At 45.7% G+C, this 18,162-nt stretch carries 14 protein-coding genes and 1 riboswitch; all 14 genes read left to right on the top strand.

Features of this window, described 5'->3' with window-relative positions:
• Nucleotides 1-17 precede the first annotated feature (17 nt).
• Nucleotides 18-2,477 carry a glycosyl hydrolase family 95 catalytic domain-containing protein gene (locus A8806_RS07300; RefSeq protein ID WP_109730523.1) on the top strand — a complete coding sequence of 820 codons (2,460 nt, stop codon included), beginning with the start codon at nt 18-20 and terminating at the stop codon, nt 2,475-2,477.
• Between the two features lie 69 nt (nt 2,478-2,546).
• Nucleotides 2,547-4,499 carry a glycoside hydrolase family 127 protein gene (locus A8806_RS07295; RefSeq protein WP_109730522.1) on the top strand — a complete coding sequence of 651 codons (1,953 nt, stop codon included), beginning with the start codon at nt 2,547-2,549 and terminating at the stop codon, nt 4,497-4,499.
• 11 nt (nt 4,500-4,510) lie between these two features.
• Nucleotides 4,511-6,067, top strand: coding sequence for a glycoside hydrolase family 43 protein (locus tag A8806_RS07290; RefSeq protein WP_109730521.1), 1,557 nt, complete (start codon nt 4,511-4,513; stop codon nt 6,065-6,067).
• Between the two features lie 361 nt (nt 6,068-6,428).
• Nucleotides 6,429-6,773, top strand: a complete 345-nt coding sequence (locus A8806_RS07285) for a DUF4869 domain-containing protein (RefSeq protein WP_416388170.1) — start codon at nt 6,429-6,431, stop codon at nt 6,771-6,773.
• A 228-nt stretch (nt 6,774-7,001) separates the two neighbouring features.
• The gene (locus A8806_RS07275; RefSeq protein WP_109730519.1) at nt 7,002-8,633 is read left to right on the top strand and encodes an AAA family ATPase; all 1,632 of its coding nucleotides are present in this window, start codon (nt 7,002-7,004) and stop codon (nt 8,631-8,633) included.
• A gap of 93 nt (nt 8,634-8,726) precedes the next feature.
• Nucleotides 8,727-8,910, top strand: a riboswitch (cobalamin riboswitch).
• The gene (locus tag A8806_RS07270) at nt 8,902-9,873 is read left to right on the top strand and encodes a CobW family GTP-binding protein (RefSeq protein WP_109730518.1); all 972 of its coding nucleotides are present in this window, start codon (nt 8,902-8,904) and stop codon (nt 9,871-9,873) included. Its footprint overlaps the riboswitch before it by 9 nt.
• Nucleotides 9,874-9,876: 3 nt before the next feature.
• On the top strand, nt 9,877-10,746 hold the full coding sequence (locus A8806_RS07265) for a uroporphyrinogen decarboxylase family protein (protein WP_109730517.1): 870 nt from the start codon (nt 9,877-9,879) through the stop codon (nt 10,744-10,746).
• Between the two features lie 18 nt (nt 10,747-10,764).
• Nucleotides 10,765-11,415: a corrinoid protein gene (locus A8806_RS07260; protein ID WP_109730516.1), complete on the top strand. Its 651-nt coding sequence runs from the start codon at nt 10,765-10,767 to the stop codon at nt 11,413-11,415.
• A gap of 10 nt (nt 11,416-11,425) precedes the next feature.
• The gene (locus A8806_RS07255; RefSeq protein WP_109730515.1) at nt 11,426-12,442 is read left to right on the top strand and encodes a methylcobamide:CoM methyltransferase MtbA; all 1,017 of its coding nucleotides are present in this window, start codon (nt 11,426-11,428) and stop codon (nt 12,440-12,442) included.
• A gap of 1 nt (nt 12,443) precedes the next feature.
• Nucleotides 12,444-14,042, top strand: coding sequence for an ASKHA domain-containing protein (locus tag A8806_RS07250; RefSeq protein WP_109730514.1), 1,599 nt, complete (start codon nt 12,444-12,446; stop codon nt 14,040-14,042).
• Nucleotides 14,043-14,054: 12 nt separating this feature from the next.
• A complete protein-coding gene (locus A8806_RS07245) occupies nt 14,055-15,176 on the top strand; it encodes a uroporphyrinogen decarboxylase family protein (protein ID WP_109730513.1) in 1,122 nt (373 codons plus the stop codon).
• Nucleotides 15,177-15,208: 32 nt separating this feature from the next.
• Nucleotides 15,209-16,321: a uroporphyrinogen decarboxylase family protein gene (locus A8806_RS07240; protein WP_109730512.1), complete on the top strand. Its 1,113-nt coding sequence runs from the start codon at nt 15,209-15,211 to the stop codon at nt 16,319-16,321.
• 27 nt (nt 16,322-16,348) lie between these two features.
• Complete coding sequence (locus A8806_RS07235; protein WP_109730511.1) at nt 16,349-17,167, top strand: MetQ/NlpA family ABC transporter substrate-binding protein; 819 nt, start codon at nt 16,349-16,351, stop codon at nt 17,165-17,167.
• Between the two features lie 23 nt (nt 17,168-17,190).
• Entirely contained in the window at nt 17,191-18,162 is a 972-nt protein-coding gene (locus A8806_RS07230; RefSeq protein ID WP_109730510.1) for a methionine ABC transporter ATP-binding protein, read from the top strand.

Here is an 18,162-nt window from a genome sequence, read left to right as displayed (position 1 = left end):
ACGAAAAGGAGGCTTCTATGAGTAATTATGGTATGAAAGCAGTGGAATTCGGATTAGAATATCCACCTATGGGAATTGGGAAAAGACGCACACTTCTTCCTTATAAAAGTGTGAGCAGCCTGTATCCCGCAAAAGCGGATGAAGATGTCCTTGTGACTGCAAACGGCAGGCAGCGGATTGACATTGTGGGGAATCCTTATCATGAACGCGTGATTTACCGGCGCGAACGGATTATGGATATGCGTTGGAAGGACACTCCTGATCCTCCGGATGTGGCCTATGCGATTCCGGAGGCAAGGAAGCTTTTAAAGCAGGGACGGTTTGAAGATGCAGCGAAAGTAATGGATAAGGCGACAAAAGACGCGGGGTATGATAAATGGATTGACAGCCGTCCGTTCGGCGTTGAATTTCCCCGGCTACATCCCCGGCTACATTCCGTGATTGAATTGCTGACGGATATAAAAGAGGGCAGGAACTGCCATGACTATCTGCGGTATCTGGATATGATGTCGGGGGAGGCAGTTGTACGCTGCGAGGATGATAACGGGGGAATTCTCAGGAGGTCCTTTGTTTCATTCGAAAAAGAAGTGACAGTACAGGAAATGAAACGCTTAAACGGAGAAGCGCTTGACGTGGACATGCGTTTTGTCGCTCCGGGCGGTTATGACAATCCGGACCACTTTGATCAGTTCGTGCTTGTTACTTATAACGACATGTATGAAATTGAAGGAAGTGATGTGGAGATTACGACGTCACCTGACAGCTGCACGGTATCTCTGGCATATGACCCACAGTTCGGGGAACGCGGGTACTGCTGCTGTTCTGTCGTCCGTACTGATGGTGAGACATCTTACCGGGAGGGCGGTTACATACAGGTTAAAAATGCACATCAGGTTACGATTCTGTCCCGCACTGTCAAGTATGAAGAAGCATACCGCCATTCGCTGGCAGCAGGGGTTCTTGAAGAGGTAAGGCAGATTCAGGATTCATATGAGGATATGCTCTCTGCCAACCGGATATACCTTGCCCCGCTGATGGAACGCTCCGAAGTCAGGCTTGGCGGGGACTGGGCGCTGTCCGCGGAGGAATTGCTGAATGAACAGCATGGAGGCGGGGAACTGAGTGCCATGATGTTGGAAAAGCTGTATGATATGGGGCGGTTTTTCCTGATTACGGATACCGGGGATGACCCGCCGTCTTTGTTCCAGCATAATATTAACACGAACCTGCAGGTATGCTCCGGCAATATGACCGGGCTGCCGGAAATGATGGATATTTATTTCAGGTTCTACGAAGAAAAATTTGATGATTTCCGTCTGAATGCCAAACAATTTTACGGGGCTAGGGGAGTACTTGGAAATATTCACTGTGATTATAATTCCGGTAAATTCTACCAGTTCTCCATCGTATATCCCCACTACTGCTGGACTGCGTGTCTGGGATGGATATACAATGAGTTCTGGGGGCATTATCTGGTCAGCGGGGATGAGAAGTTCTTACGGGAACGTGTCGTGCCGGGCCTGAAGGAAATTGCATTGTTTTACGAGGATTATCTTTCCGATGTAGATGAGAATGGAAAGGTACTGTTTTATCCAAGTTATTCACCGGAAGATCCGTCCATGAATGACTATCATGTTCCATTCCCGAAAAATGTTTATGCGATGAATGTGAATTCTCTGATGGATGTGATGGTCTGCAGAGAGGTTTTGGACAACCTGCTGGAGGCGTGTGAGATTCTGGGGCTGGATGAACCGGGTCTTCCGAAGTGGAAGGAACTTCGAGGCAAACTGCCGGATTATCTGATGGATGAAGACGGGGCGGTTAAGGAGTGGTCCTTTAAATATTCTGGGGAGAATTATGACCACAGACATGTATCCCATCATTATGATATCTGGCCGGGACGGGCAATTTCACCGGAAAAAACACCAAAGCTCGTCAAACCATTTATACTTTCAAACAGGAAGCGCGGCCATCAGGATGATTCTGCACATGGAGTTATCCACAGATATTTTACAGCCGTAAGACTGGGGGATCTCCCGGATGCAATGCATAATTTCAGGACTTTGATGGAGCATGGGTATGTAACCCGGACACTGAATACTGTGCATTACCCGTACCGGGTATTCTGCCCGGACCTGCTGGGCGCAATGCCGGCCATGATTCTGGAAATGCTGGTGTATTCAGACAAGGGATTTATTAAACTGCTGTCGGCAGTGCCGAAAGATTTGAGTAAGGGAAGCCTGCACGGGGTCTGGCTGTATACATTTGCCAAGATTGAGGAAATGGGGTGGGATTTGGAGAGCGGACAGGCGTCTGCTACAATCTCATCCATGAAAAATCAGACGATAGAGTTTTCCTTCCCTCTGGGATATAAAGAATTAAGGATAGATGGTAACGTGTACGGGGAATGCGGCAGTAAATTTGAATTAGAACTTAAGAAGGATGCGGCAGTGAAACTGGATTTCAGGATGATTTAGCTGTATTGGAATATAATATCCCGGAACCTGACGGCTCCGGGATAAAATTTTATAAAGAGGAGAAGAAATATGGGAATAACGGAAGTCTACAGGGCGCCGGAAATCCGTGATGTGGGGATCAGGGATGATTTCTGGTCACATTATATAGAGCTGGTGAAGGATACAATGCTCCCATATCAATGGGAAATATTAAATGACAGGATGCCGGGGGTAGAGTTAAGCCATGCCATACAGAATTTTAGAATCGCGGCAGGGCTGGAGGAAGGCGAGTTTTATGGGGAAGTCTTTCAGGACAGTGATCTGGCAAAGTGGCTGGAAGCCGCGGCATACAGTCTGGAAGGTGAAGCAGAACCGGAGCTGGAGAATGTGATAGATGAAATTATAGATGTCATAGCACAGGCACAGCAGGAAGACGGTTATCTAGATACGTATTTTTCGATCGGCCGGAAGGAACAGGAATGGACGAACCTTTATGAGTGCCATGAAATGTATTGTGCCGGACATATGATAGAGGCAGCAGCCGCCTACTATAAAGCAACGGGAAAAAGAAAACTGCTTGATGTGATGTGCCGGTGTGCGGACAATATCGCAGAAAAGTTCGGACCAGCACCCAGTATGCCAAAAGGTTATCCGGGACATCAGGAAATAGAACTGGCACTGGTTAAGCTGTATGAAGTGACAGGAAATGAGAAATATATCAGTCTTAGCCGTTACTTTCTGGAAGAGCGGGGGAAGGAACCCAATTATTTTGTACAGGAATGGGAGGGGACGAGAAATAAAAGCACCTTTAAAACGGGGCTGCCCTCAGATCCTCCGGACCTTTCCTACAACCAGTCCCATATGCCTGTGTTCAGCCAGAAACATGCCGTGGGCCATGCTGTGAGGGCAATGTATATGTATGCTGCGATGGCAGATGTTGCGAGAATAACGGAAGATAAAGAGATGTTCCTTTCCTGCAGGCATCTCTGGGAAAATGTCGTGAACCGTCAGATGTATATTACAGGGGCGGCAGGTTCTACCCATACCGGGGAAGCATTTACTTTTGACTATGACCTCCCGAATGAGACTGCATACGCAGAGACTTGCGCATCTGTCGGATTGATATTTTTTGCACATCGGATGCAGAAGACAGATATGGACGGAAACTATGGGGATGTCATCGAAAGAATATTGTATAACGTAATTTTAGGTTCCATGTCACGTGACGGGAAACACTTTTTTTATGTAAACCCTCTGGAAGTCTGGCCGGAAGCGAATGAAAAGAATCCGGACCGCAGGCACGTAAAGCCTGTCCGCCAGACATGGTTCGGATGTGCGTGCTGCCCGCCCAATATTGCCAGACTCCTGACATCACTCGGACAATATATCTATTCTTATGGCAGAGATACCCTGTTTGTACATCTCTATATAGCAGGGGAAGCCGGTGTAAAAACAGATTCCGGAGAATATAAGATACGTCAGGAGGGCAATTACCCGTGGGAAGAAGAAATCAAAATAACAGTTCATTCAGTACCAGACTGTGCCTGCCAGATTGCCCTGCGTATACCGGGCTGGTGTGAGAGCTTCGAGATACAGTCGGATGGGAAAACAGTCGCATACAGGATGGAAAAGGGATATGCGTATCTTGAAAAAGCAGTTGCAAAAGGAGGGGAAATCCGGCTGTTTCTTTCTATGCCGGCAAAATTGATACAGGCAAATCCGAAAGTCAGGGCGGATGCGGGGAAAGCTGCGATTCAAAAAGGACCGGTTGTATATTGTCTGGAACAGGAAGACAACGGGGAAAACCTTTCAGCCATAAGACTGGATGCGAAAAGCAGGCTTAAGACGGTCAGAGGTATCGGACTTCCCGGCGGCATACCCGTGGTTATGGCTAAAGGTTACAGGACACTGGAGGAGAACTGGGAAGGGGAGTTGTACCGCCCGTATGTATTACGAGAGAAAGAAACAGATATCATTGCCGTGCCGTACTTTGTGTGGGGAAACAGAACCCCCGGTGAAATGCAGGTCTGGATTCGTGTGTGAGGAGGATAGATATGGTTCATTATCAAAACCCGGTGATTCCGGGATTTTACCCCGATCCGAGCGTATGCAGGAGCGGTGAAGATTATTATCTTGTAAACAGTTCTTTTGAGTTTTTCCCGGGAATCCCCCTGTTCCACAGTCGTGACCTTGTACACTGGGAGCAGATCGGGCACGTACTGACAAGAAAATCACAGGCAATGCTGGAAAATTGTCCAGCGTCGGGCGGGATATGGGCACCCACAATCCGGCTTCATAATGGGAGGTTTTATGTTTCAGCAACGAACTACAGTTATGGCGGGAACTTCTTCGTATGGACGGATGACATTGAAGGGGAGTGGTCCGATCCAGTCTGGGTTGGTCAGGGTGGAATCGACCCGTCGTTGTTTTTTGATACTGATGGATGTGTATATTTGTCCAGTACCTATGACCTCCCTGATGGTCAGGCGATCGGACAATGCCAGATTGATATCCGGACCGGCAGGATGCTTACAGGGACAAAAATCATATGGGAGGGCAGCGGCGGTAAATATCCGGAGGGGCCGCATATGTTCCGGAAAGATGGGTGGTATTACCTGCTGGACGCCGAAGGGGGAACCGAATATGGGCATATGGTGACCATCGCAAGGGCGGCTTCACCGTGGGGCCCGTTCGAAAGCTGTCCAGACAATCCGATCCTGACCCACCGCGATACAATGCTCCATCACTTTCAGGCGGTCGGGCATGGCGACATAACAGATACTGCAGACGGAGAATACTGGATGGTCTTTCACGGGATTAGAACAAGCCAGTATATGCTCCACCATTTGGGAAGAGAAACCATGCTGGCCCCGGTGACATGGAACGAAGAAGGCTGGCCAGTGGTCAATCAGGGACGCAGGATTTCGAAAGAGATGGAAGTGATGTCACTTCCGGCAAAGGATTATAAAGTAAAAGAGGATGACGATACTTTTCATCCGTCAGGTCTTCCGAAAGCGTGGAACTACCTGAGAAACCCGGATATGAGTATGTATAGTTTTACGGAAAGGCCAGGGTGTCTCAAACTTATCGGAGGGGAGGCTGTTCTCAGTGACACTGCATCCCCCACATTCGTAGGAAGGCGGCAGCAGCATTTCTGTATGAGGGCTGAAGTATGGGTTGACTGTAACCCACAGAGTGAATATGAGAATGCAGGTCTCACTATTTTTCATACAAACGAGCACCATTATGATCTCGCAGTTACAAAAAGAAACGGGAATAGGTGTGTCATACTCAGGAAAAGAGTGGGAGATATGCAGACAGAAAGTGAACCGTTGTATTTAAGCGGGCATGGGAGTATTTTTCTCAGGGTGGAGTCCGATAAGCTGGAATACCGCTTTTTTGCCGGGAGTGATGAAAGAAGCCTTTCGCTGGCTGGAACAGGACGAACACAGCTGATGTCCACAGAGTGTATGCCGATGACCTTTACAGGGTGCTATGTGGGACTGTTCGCGGAGAAGGGGTGCTGCGGGTGGTTTGAGGAATTTAAGTATAGTGCGCGTTACTGTTCACACCGTGCCGTGCACCTAGCTGCACGGCATCGGGGCCAATAAAGTGATGATTTCGGGGCATCTGGTCTACGCTCCGCTGCGGTCCGTGCTGAACATGCGCCACTGGCGCATAGCACCCCTCGCCGCAGGCGACTTTTAATGGGCAGATGCCGTTACTGTGCGCGCCCGCAGGGCGTGAACAGTAACTAGTGCGCATCAGGAGGGGAATCCTGTAGAACTATATCTATTGATTATGGTGATAAATATGTTTATAATAAACACAGTTTATAAATTTCGCAATATGGGTGGCAGGAAAGGAATTTAAGCATGTTATATATATTATGGTGATAAAGAAGATGTTATTAACCGGAGCGATGTATATTTTAATAATACTTATGAGGATGAATGGCTCAATGATGATTTTGTGAAAAGTATAATATCTGATGTAGACAGATCAAAAGTCATCGGACCGCGTTTGATTGAATGTCCTGTTTGGGGCCCTATCGGACCAAAGGACCTGTCTGGCGGGACAAAGACTTTGATTTTGATGTACAAAGATAAAAAGCATATTTTTAATGCCACTAATTGCGGGGATAATTGTGCAAAATGGATTTTGAAAATCGCAGAAAAGCAGGATTTAACAATATGTCTCCAGCATAATATGGATTTTGGTGAAGATGATTTTGAAGCTGTTATGTTAAATGATAATCGCCATAGTTATAATATGAGAGAATTGTTAGATGCTGTTTTTGATTTGGAGAGTGAGTAAATGAGAGGGAAGCATGTAATTAAGCTCAGGGATAACAGAGTCGCTTACGAGTTGACGATACAAAGAAATATCACTATCATACGAGGAGACAGCGCAACTGGAAAAACGATATTACTGGAGATGATGGATGTCGAAAAGTCGAGGTATGATTCAGAAAATATATCTGATATAATATAGCAAGAGACATTGAGTTGCAAAAGGTTTGCATTGATATTAGGGGGTTGAACGATGGGTATGTATCTTGACAGTAAGACTGCGTATATCTTATTTCAAAATGAAACAAAGAGGCCATATTTCGTAGATAAATCGTTAATGTTAAGCGAATTGTTCCCGTTGGTGGATAATGGAGGAGAGTATATCTGCATTACCCGGCCGCGCCGATTTGGGAAAACAGTGATGGCAAATATGATTGATACATTTTTTAATAAGATGAACGATTCATCGGATATATTTAATTCCCTTAAAATTGCGAAGGATGAAAGTTATAGAAGATATCAGAATCAATACCCTGTCATCCATATTCCATTTAACGATTTAATGCAGCCCTGCCATTCTTATGACGATTACATCGGACGGATTGAGAAACAGCTGCTTGCAGACCTTAAGGCGGCTTATCCTGATGTTAATATGAAGGGGGAAACATCTGTTGCCTCAGCCCTGCTGAATATTCTGGCAGCAGATGACACGGCACGGTTTATTTTCGTGCTGGATGAATGGGATTTCATTTTCCATCAGTCCTTTGCATCAGAAGAGGATAAGAAAAATTATCTTCTGTTTTTGCGGAATCTCCTGAAAGACCGCCCATATGTGCTTTTGGCATATATAACTGGAATTTTGCCTATTGCAAAGTATTCCAGCGGTTCGGAGTTAAATATGTTTGTAGAGTATACGATGGCTTCCGAAGAAAAATACTCGCAATATTTCGGATTTACAGAGGAAGAAACGGACATGCTGTTTGAGCGATACGAGAATTCTGCGATAAAGCCTAAGCACCTGACTAGGGAAGGAATGAAAAGTTGGTATGACGGATATCACACAAAATCCGGCAGACGGATATATAATCCGCGTTCTGTGGTTACTTCTTTAAAAAATAATAACTTTGGAAATTACTGGACCAGTTCCGGGCCATACGATGAAATATTTTATTATATTGAACACAATGTTGCTGCAGTTCGTGATGATTTGGCACTAATGATTGCAGGAATAGCTGTTCCGGTAAAGGTTTGGGAATATGCGGCAACAGCTATGAATCTTCAGACAAGGGAAGAAATTTTTTCTGCAATGGTCGTATATGGTTTCCTGACCTATGAGAACGGAAAAGTTTCTATTCCAAATCGGGAGTTGCTTGATAAGTTTACAATAATGCTTCAGAAAGAGCCGTCCCTGGGATATATATACCGATTGGCAAAAGAGTCAAGACGTATGCTTCAGGCAACACTTACAGGTGATACAGAAACAATGGTGGAGATTCTGGAACTTGCACATGATACAGAGGTTCCTCTTCTTAGCTATAACAGTGAAGCGGAACTGACAGCAGTTGTAAACCTTGTTTATCTTGCTGCCCGGGACAACTATCGGATAGAACGGGAGGATAAGGCTGGCATAGGATATGCCGACTTCATTTTTTATCCAGAAACTGACAAAAACGCTGACTGTATTATATTGGAGCTGAAAGTTGGAGCCACGCCGGAAGCTGCTATACAGCAGATTAAAGACAGGAAATATGCCTTGCGCTTTAGGGGGAAAATAGGGGAGCCCCAAAGGTATACGGGAAGGATTCTGGCTGTAGGAATCAGCTATGACAAAGAAGGGAAAAAGCATTCTTGTAAAATAGAAGTAATAGAAGATGGAAAGGAATAAAAGGAAAATACAGATTTGTGAACATCATATTAAAAATATCTATATTCATATTATAAATACCAATTAGGCGGCTGATTTTGTTTATGATACACTATGTACAGTAACGTATATAGTGATGCGTAAGCACTGAAAAGGGAATCTGGTGAAAATCCAGAACAGCCCGCTCTACTGTGTGATGGACGACTGTCCCTCAGGCCACCTGTAATGCTATAGCTGGGGAAGGCGGGACAGGAGGAAGAAATCGAGTCAGGAGACCTGCTATATATGAATGGGATTTTTAGGAGCAGGAAAAACGACCTTCCTGAACAAGTACATCCCTCTTCTCGGGGGGCGTACCGTAGTTATTGAGAATGAATTCGGGGAGACCGGGCTGGACGGGGAGTTGATCAGGCATGAAGGCATCCCTGTTCGTGAGATTTACGCCGGATGTATCTGCTGCAGCCTTGCACTTGACTTCAGAAGCGCGATCGGGGAGATTGCAGAGACGTTTCATCCGGACCGGATTATCATTGAACCGTCCGGTGCAGGCAGGCTTTCAGATATTATAAAAGCCTGTAACAAGGCAGGGGAGAAAGACGGTGTCAGCCTTAAAGTTACAAAACTGATTACGATAGTAGATATTACTACTTTGGACGAATATGCAGATTGTTTCGGAGCGTTTTATTTGGATCAGATCCGGCATGCAAGACTGATCTTCCTCAGTCATGTGCATGAACTGACAGCGGAAGAAAAAAGAACCCAGACGGAGTGCCTGAAAGAATTTAATCCGCATGCAATTCTGTATGAAGGGGACTTCCGGAAGATGGAGGATGAGGCGCTTGAAGAACTTATCCGCATGACAGAAGATTATGGGGACAGTCCAAATGAAATCGCTGCAGACGTCCTGCCGGCAGACCGGGTTTTTACCAGCGTAGCAATTAAAAACTCTGAGGATATGACGGAAGAAGAACTTGAGGGGATTTTGAAGGAAGTAAAAAAAGAAGGATACGGAAAGGTGCTGAGGGCCAAGGGAATCGTCAGCCTGAAGGATGGCAGGCAGGTTCATTTTGATTATACACCGTCAGCCAGCGGGTATGAGCCATACAGCTGGAAAGGCACCGGGCATCCACAAAAGAATAGGATCATCATCATTGGATGCGGGCTGAATAAAAGGGCGCTGCGTGTTCTGTTTAAAAACAGAGATATCAAATATCCTGCATCGGCTGACGGGTGTAAAAGAAAAATGACAAGGGAGGAATAAGAAATGGGCGAAATCAAGGATTTTGAATGTACATATGATAATTCAGCAGGTATTAGTTCAGAAGTTACCGGGGGGCTGGGCTTGGAATTCCCTGACGCTTACATGCACCAGGAGACGATGTCCCGTTTGTCTAAAGCTCTGAAAGAGCATGACGGGGCATCTTTTTGTGAGCTTCCTTTCTGCCATACCGTAGAGGCAGAAGCGTTGGGGGGAATCATCAATTACGGTAATGACAAGACAGGGCCGAGGGCGAAGGAATACATCTGCAATTCGCCGGAGGAATTGCTTAAGCTTCCGGAAATTGATTTTTCACAGGGGAGAATCCATGAGGTTCTTCTTGTCTGTAAGGCTCTTAGGGAGCAGGGAGAACACGTTGTGCTTCAGGTGTCAGGGCCTTTTACGATACTGAATGTATTGATTGATGCCAGATATGTCTTCAAAGGAATGCGGAAAAAACCGGAGCTGATGAAGGAAGTCTTCTGGAAACTTGGTAATGAAATCTTAAAGTTTATGAAGGAAGCACAAGATTATGGGGCAGATATGATAAGTTATGCGGATTCATCAGGAGGGGTAAACATCCTTGGACCGAAGATGGCCGGTCAGGTCGTGGAGGATTTTACATATGAATTTCTAAAGAAAGCGAGGGCGGAACTGGGGAAAGAAACACTTCTTCTGCTCTGTCCGAAGACGACTTTCGCCCTGCTTGGAACAGGAAAAGCAGTATTGTCAGATGTTTCACTGACGGGTCCTATGGAATACGGGAAGGCCTGTGCAGAGGTCATCGGGAAAGTGGATCTTGTGGGTCAGATGTGTATTAAAAATGTCCATTATACATTGGAAAATGGAAAAATAAAAGAGGTAAAACTCTTATAAAAGGCGGAGGAAAAGAAGATGGCAAAATCAAAAGAAGAATTATTAGCAAAACTGGCAGAGTGTGTTGTTGAAATGGAGGAAGAGGAGGCAGAAGAAACTGCCCGGGAATATCTTGAAGCGGGATATCCGGCATTTGACGGGATCATGCATGGGCTCGTGGAGGGTATGAACAAAGCAAGCCAGCTTTACGAGGATGAAGAATATTTTGTGACAGATGTACTTCTCTGTTCTGATGCAATGTATGCAGGGCTTGATGTCTTAAGACCTCATCTGCCGGAAGAGGGCGAGGCTAAGAAGAAAGGTGTCATTGGCGTTGTGGAAGGTGATACACATGACATCGGCAAGAATCTTGTCAAAATCATGATGGAAACGGCAGGCTTTGACATGATAGACCTCGGGAGAGATGTACCGCTGCAGAAATTTGTGGATACCGCCAGAGAGCAGAATGCAGAACTTATATGCATGTCCACGCTGATGACGACTACTATGGGTGGAATGGAGACCGTGATCCACCTCTTGGAGGAGGAACAGCTTCGTGACAAAGTAAAAGTGATGATCGGAGGAGGTCCGATTTCCCAGAAATATGCAGATAAAATAGGTGCTGACGGATACTCCCAGAATGCGGTTGAGGCTGTAAAACTGGCAAAAAGATTATTAAGTATCGCATAGGGGGCGTGAGATGTTGACTCCAAAAGAACGGTTACAATGCGCGTTAAGCGGCGGGAAGCCGGACCGGCCGCCCTGTATCTGCCCGGGCGGCATGATGAATATGGTCACGGCCCAGCTGATGGATGAGATTTCAGTCTATCTGCCCCGTGCCCATAGCGATGCAGGTCAAATGGCGGCTCTTGCAAGAGCTGTTTATGAAAAAGGATGTTTTGAGAATTACGGCGTTCCTTTCTGTATGACGGTGGAGGCAGAGGAGATGGGGGCAAAGGTCAGTATGGGTTCTGAGGTCTATGAGCCCCATGTCACAGAATATGCCATTGAAAGTGTGTGCGACTGGAAAAAGCTGAGACCGGTGAATCTAAAAGGGGGAAGGGCAAAAGTAGTTCTGGACGCAATACATATCTTAAAAAATGGAACTGGTGAGGTCCCTGTTGTAGGGAATCTGACGGGACCAGTCAGTACGGCAGGATCGGTCATGGAACCGGTGGTTTTCTATAAAGAGTTGCGCAGGAAGAACAAAGAGGCCCATGAATATATGGAATTTATTACGGATCAGCTGATTGTGTTCGGGCGGGCCCAGATTGAGGCCGGAGCCGATGTGATTGCGATTTCTGACCCAAGCGGAACCGGAGAGATTCTGGGACCAAAATATTTTCGGGAATTTGCCGTAACATATATTAATAAACTGCTGGATGCCCTGCAGGAAGAAAAGATGGGGACTATTGTCCATATATGCGGACAGATGAGCACTGTTTATAAAGAGGTTAATGAAGTCAGAAGCAGCGCATTAAGCTTTGACTCGGTCGTATCTATGAAAGAGGCGAAAGAGCATTTAAAGGAACGGGTCCTGATGGGGAATGTAAGCACTTATGCTCTGGAATTCGGTGATCCGGACCGTGTAAAGATGCTGACCAGAGGATGCGTTAACAGCGGGTCTGACATTATCTCACCGGCCTGTGGGCTGGGAATGAAATCCCCGCTTGCAAATGTACAGGCAATTCTTGAATGTCTGAAGGAGGATGCATAATATGGCGTCAGTCACCATCAAACAGACCGGAAGGAGAATCTGCTGTGCCGAGGGGGCAAACCTTCTCAAAGTTCTTCTGGATGCGGGTGTCTTTGTAGATAACCCGTGTAACGGGACAGGAATCTGCGGGAAATGCAGGGTCAGGATACTTGGCGGCAGCTTCTCCCCGATGTCAGAGACGGAAAAGAAGCTGTTGAAGCCGGAAGAGGTTCAGACAGGAATCCGCCTGTCCTGCATGACAGAGGTACATGGGGAAGCAGAGGCGGAACTTCTTCAAAAAGAACGCAGCCATAAGGTTCTGACACACGGTTTTATGCCGGATTTCCAGAGAGATACATTTGCATCCGGATATGGGCTTGCAGTTGACATAGGAACCACAACAGTAGTGACGGCACTGGTAGACCTTGCGGCAGGAGAAGAGGTTGCCAACGCTTCCATGATTAATGCACAGAAGCATTTTGGACTGGATGTCCTGACAAGAATTACTTATGAATATAACCACCCTGACAGCGGAATCGGGGAACTGCAGAAGGCAATTGTCGATTCCCTGAATGCTATGATTGATGAAGTCTGTCAGAAAGCGGCTGTTGAGAAAGAGAAGATAAAAGAGATTGATGTAGCTGCCAACTGTACGATGATGCATATGCTTCTGGGAGTGGATGCAAGGTCCATCGGAAGGGCTCCATATAAGCCGGAATTTGTGAACGCCAGAAGACTGATGGCACGGGAAATCGGACTAGAATTGCCGGAGGATGCCACACTGTACTGTCTGCCTCAAGTCTCTGCTTATATAGGGGCAGACATTGTGGCAGGAACCTATGTCTGCCAGCTTCAGAAAGAAAAAGGAAATGTCCTGTTTATTGATATCGGGACCAATGGGGAAATTGTGCTTGCAGGTAATGGAAGGCTCCTGTGCTGTTCTTGTGCTGCGGGTCCGGCGCTGGAGGGGATGAATATCAGCTCTGGGATGAGGGCCGCGGAAGGAGCTGTGGAAGAGGTAAGGATCACAGAAGAGGGAATCCTGCTGAAGACGATTGGCGGTCAGGAAGCGGCAGGCCTGTGCGGAAGTGGAATCCTGTCGGTGGTGAAAGAACTTCTGAAGACCGGAATTGTCAAAAAGACAGGCGTCTTTATAAAAAAGGAAAAACTGGACGAAGATGATTACCGCTCTGAAATGATACGCATGGACGGGACAAAGCGGGAGTTTGTACTTCAAAAACAACCGGAACTCCTTGTCACCCAGGGGGATGTCAGACAGGTACAGCTGGCAAAAGGGGCGATCCTCTCAGGATTCAAAGCGCTTCTTGCAAAAGCCCGGATCAATATGGAAGATTTGGACAAAGTGATGATTGCAGGACAGTTTGGCGCACATCTTCCGGCAGATTCTTTAACAGGGGCAGGAATCCTGCCGGAGGCTGTCAGGGACCGGCTTGTGTATGTCGGCAATTCTTCGAAAACGGGTGCCTGTATGACTCTTTTATCGGAACAAGTGAAACATGAGATGGAAGAACTGGCAGAGCGGATGGAATATATGGAACTGGCAGAAACAGATAACTATGAAAGAATATTCGCGGAAAGTATGATTTTTCCGGTGATTTGAGAGGAAACAGATATGGATTATGAAGAACTGAGAAGGTTGATGAAAGACCAGAAGGATGAAATGACTGCAGCGGAAAGAATGAAAGCCTATAATGCGGGGGAAGAGGTGGATTATATTCCATATACTCTCCAGGCACCAGATCCTGCGATGGCAGACATATTCGGGTTTACTACAACACAGTTTGCGAAAGACTTCGAAGTAAAAAGTGAGGTCATCTTAAGAAGGAAGAAGGAATTCGGGCTGGACAGTTTTAATGTCGGTCTTGGACTTAAAACCATCGGCGGGGCGCTAGGGTCAAAGCTCTGCGCACCGGAACACGGCATTGATTATGTAGAAGAGCATGTGCTAAAAGATTATGCAGATTTTGATAAATTAGAGGTGACAGACCCATATAAGAATCCCGTGCTGGCACCCATTCTCGAAAGCGCCAAACGCCTGAAAGACCGTTTCCCGGATATTAGTATGACAACAAGTGTAGCAGGGCCAATGTCTACTGCAATTGCCGTCCGGCCTGTGGAAATGGTACTAAAAGATACAAGGAAGAACCCGGAGATGCTTCACAAATTACTAAATCTCACGGTGGAGTGTTCCCTGAAATGGTTCGAGGCATTTTATCATGAGTTCGGTCCGGTTGGGACTAATTTTTCGGATCCTGTGACCTGCATGGATGTCATCAGTAAAAAGCAGTTTGATGAATATTCCCTGCCTTACATAAAGAAATTAATCGATGGGACCGAAAGCATTATGGGTTCAAGGCCCGGGGCACATATCTGTGGAAAGACAAGTCCTATTTGGAAGGATCTGGCAGATGCAGGCCTCTTTTCTTTCAGCATCGATAACTGTGAAGACCTTTCCGAGGCAAAAGAGGCTGTGGGAGACAGAATGCGGATCGCGGGAAATGTGCCCCCGGTGGATGTTATGAAAGAAGGGACGATTGATGAAGTCATAGCATCCTGCAGAGAGTGTCTGGAAAAATGTGCAGACAGCCCGGCAGGTTTCATACTGAATACTGGGTGCCAGCTGCCCATCGGGACCCCGAAGGCGAATGTAGAGGCGTTTATCTATGCAGCCAGAAAGTATGGGAAAGGGGCGCGGATCGGGAAGATGCCAAGGGGGATAGTGGAATATAGGTAATTGTTCAGTACAGGCTAATGCGGAGGTGGAAAATGGATTATATAGAACTGCGTCATTTGATGGAAGAGCAAAAGGAAGAAATGACGCCGTCAGAACGAATGAAGGCATATATGGCAGGAGAAGAAGTGGATGTCCTCCCTTATGGACTTCTGGGTGATGAGCCTGCAATGGCTGATATATTTGGATTTACGACAAGTCAGTTGGATAACGACCCAGAGATTGCAGCAGAGATTATACGCAGGAAAAAAGCGGAATTTGGTATGGAAGGGATCGGGGTAGGACTGGGTTTAAGGACAATCGGTGCCGCACTCGGGTCTGAACTTTCAATTCCGGAGCATGGAATTGACCATATTGCCAGCCATGTGCTTACAGACTATGGAAAGCTTGAAAAAATGGAGATTCCGGATCCATATCATAATCCGGTTCTGACGCCTTTGATAGAGAGGGGCAGGAGGCTGAAAGAAATTTTCCCGGATACCTCAATCGGTACAAGTGTAGCAGGTCCGGTATCTACGGCAGCGGCAATCCGACCGGTGGAAGGCCTGCTAAGGGACACAAGGAAAAATCCTGAACTTCTGAAAAGACTTTTAGACTTTACGGTAGACTGTTCGCTTAAATGGCTGGAGGTATTCTGCAATGAATTTGGACCATCTCCGGCTATGATTTCAGACCCGGTAACCTGCATGGATATTCTGAGCAAGAAACAGTTTGATGAGTTTTCCATCCCATATCTAAACCGGCTGGTCGAAGGAATGGAAAAAATTACAGGGATGAAACCGTCAATTCATATCTGTGGTAAGACAAAACCAATATGGGGAAATCTGGGAGACATGGATATTGCCGCTTTCAGCGTAGACAACTGTGAAGATATTAAGGAAACAAGAGAGGTACTCGGGAATAAAGTAATGTTGATTGGAAATGTCCCGCCGGTCGATGTTATGAAGGAGGGCACAATTGACGAAGTAGTTGCTGCCTGTAAAGAATGTATTAAAAAATGTGCGGACAGTCCAAAGGGGTATCAACTGGGAACAGGATGTCAGGTTCCGATTGGGACTCCAAGAGAAAATGTCGATGCATTCATTTATGCTGCCCGGAAATATGGGAGAGGGGCAAAAATAGGGAGAATGCCAAAAGGAATAGAATAAAAAAGACGAAAGAAAAAGGGTGGAGAAATGAAACATAAAAATGTAGCTGTTATTTTATGTGCCGTGCTGGCGGTATTCATGTTATTTGGATGTGGTAATAAAAAAGAGGATTCTGAAAATTCTCCGGGGAAAAAGGAAAAGATTATTATAGGTACAAGCTCTGTATCAAAAGATCTGGCAGAGTCAGGGAAGGAAGAACTTGAAGGATTAGGTTATGAAGTAGAAATCAAAGTATTTAACGATTACGTGCTGCCGAACAGTGCATTGGCAGATGGAAGTGTTGATGCCAATTTATATCAGCATGAACCATATATGGAGAATTATAATGATTCTAATGGCACAGATATCGTAATGCTTTCACCAAAGCTTTATAACTATTATTCGGGTCTGTATTCAGTAAAAGCAGACTCACCGGAAGAGCTTCCAGATGGCGGGAAAGTGGGAATTGCTGAAGATGCTTCTAACATAAGTGAACAGCTTAAGCAGCTTCAGGCAGCAGGGGTAATTAAATTAAGAGAAGAGCCATCCTCCGGAGAATTTTTTACAATTGCCGATATTGCAGAAAACCCACACAATTATGAGTTTATCCAGGGGGATCACGTGAAATATAAGAACATGGATGAATATGCCTGTCTGATGGGGACTTCTAACACAATGGCCGAAGCAGGGGTGGATCCGACTGAGAATCTGATTCAAAAATTTGTAGATAATAGTCTGGCAGAGGGAATCTGTGTGATGAAGGAAAATGAAAATGCAGACTGGGTAAAAGATATTATGAAGGCATATACTTCCGCTGAAGCAAAGGCAAATGTACCTGCTTCGTCAGGATTTGAGCCTGTAGAATAAACGATGCAGAGAGAATCCGAAATATGATAGAAATAACTAACTTACAGAAAACATTTGGTGAGCTTGAAGTCTTGAAGAATATCAGTTTAAATATCATGGATCATGAAATCTATGGCCTCGTAGGTAAAAGCGGTGCAGGAAAGTCAACTCTTCTTAGATGTATCAATGGACTGGAAACCTATTCTGCAGGAAAGCTCCTTGTGAATGGAATAGAGATTAAAGGCTTAAATAAAAAAGAGCTGAGATTATACCGCAAAAATATAGGCATGATATTTCAGGACTTCCCAATGCTTAGCAGAAAAACGGTATATGAAAATATTGCTTACCCAATGAAATGCTGGAAATACGGCAAAGATGATATAGAAAAAAGAGTAAAAGAACTGGCTGGGATTGTAGGTATTACAGATAAACTTGAACAAAAACCTGACACCTTGTCCGGAGGGCAGAAGCAAAGGGCGGCAATAGCAAGAGCCCTGTCTATGAACCCGGAAATTTTATTAAGCGATGAGGCGACATCTGCACTGGATCCGGTTACAACAAAATCGATTCTAGATTTACTGAAAGATATTAATGAAAAGCTGGGAATCACGATAATTATGGTGACGCACCAGATGGAGGTAGTCCGCAGTGTATGCCAGAAGGTTTCCTTACTGGAAAACGGGAAAATAGTTGAGTCGGGAGATGTTCAGGAATTGTTTTTAAAGCAGCCTGAGGCATTCAGAAGATTTCTTGGAAATGAGGAAATTACAAGTCTTCCCGAGGGTGTTAATATCCAGATAATGCTGAGAAAAAATGATGACTCAGGAAAGATATTAAGCCGTATTGCAAAAGAACTGCAGGTTGAATACACGGTATGCGGCGGGAAAATGGAAAGTTACAGAGGGGAAAATCTGGGAGACTTTATCATAAATATAAAAAATGAAGATGCCCCTGACGTAAGAAAATTCCTTAATCATGAACATGCAGTCTGGCATGAATTAAGCGGGAGGTCGTAG

The organism is Faecalicatena orotica (genome assembly GCF_003149245.1).
Classification (GTDB): Bacteria; Bacillota; Clostridia; order Lachnospirales; family Lachnospiraceae; genus Faecalicatena_A; species Faecalicatena_A orotica.
Note: the sequence above shows the minus strand (reverse complement) of the source record. Positions and strands in the feature narration are given on the sequence as shown.

Excerpts from the sequence above, each read along its gene's own strand:
- A8806_RS07300 (WP_109730523.1), top strand. The coding sequence starts at position 18 with ATGAGTAATTATGGTATGAAAGCAGTGGAATTCGGATTAGAATATCCA.
- A8806_RS07295 (WP_109730522.1), top strand. The coding sequence starts at position 2,547 with ATGGGAATAACGGAAGTCTACAGGGCGCCGGAAATCCGTGATGTGGGG.
- A8806_RS07290 (WP_109730521.1), top strand. The coding sequence starts at position 4,511 with ATGGTTCATTATCAAAACCCGGTGATTCCGGGATTTTACCCCGATCCG.
- A8806_RS07275 (WP_109730519.1), top strand. The coding sequence starts at position 7,002 with ATGGGTATGTATCTTGACAGTAAGACTGCGTATATCTTATTTCAAAAT.
- A8806_RS07270 (WP_109730518.1), top strand. The coding sequence starts at position 8,902 with ATGGGATTTTTAGGAGCAGGAAAAACGACCTTCCTGAACAAGTACATC.
- A8806_RS07265 (WP_109730517.1), top strand. The coding sequence starts at position 9,877 with ATGGGCGAAATCAAGGATTTTGAATGTACATATGATAATTCAGCAGGT.
- A8806_RS07260 (WP_109730516.1), top strand. The coding sequence starts at position 10,765 with ATGGCAAAATCAAAAGAAGAATTATTAGCAAAACTGGCAGAGTGTGTT.
- A8806_RS07255 (WP_109730515.1), top strand. The coding sequence starts at position 11,426 with ATGTTGACTCCAAAAGAACGGTTACAATGCGCGTTAAGCGGCGGGAAG.
- A8806_RS07250 (WP_109730514.1), top strand. The coding sequence starts at position 12,444 with ATGGCGTCAGTCACCATCAAACAGACCGGAAGGAGAATCTGCTGTGCC.
- A8806_RS07245 (WP_109730513.1), top strand. The coding sequence starts at position 14,055 with ATGGATTATGAAGAACTGAGAAGGTTGATGAAAGACCAGAAGGATGAA.
- A8806_RS07240 (WP_109730512.1), top strand. The coding sequence starts at position 15,209 with ATGGATTATATAGAACTGCGTCATTTGATGGAAGAGCAAAAGGAAGAA.
- A8806_RS07235 (WP_109730511.1), top strand. The coding sequence starts at position 16,349 with ATGAAACATAAAAATGTAGCTGTTATTTTATGTGCCGTGCTGGCGGTA.
- A8806_RS07230 (WP_109730510.1), top strand. The coding sequence starts at position 17,191 with ATGATAGAAATAACTAACTTACAGAAAACATTTGGTGAGCTTGAAGTC.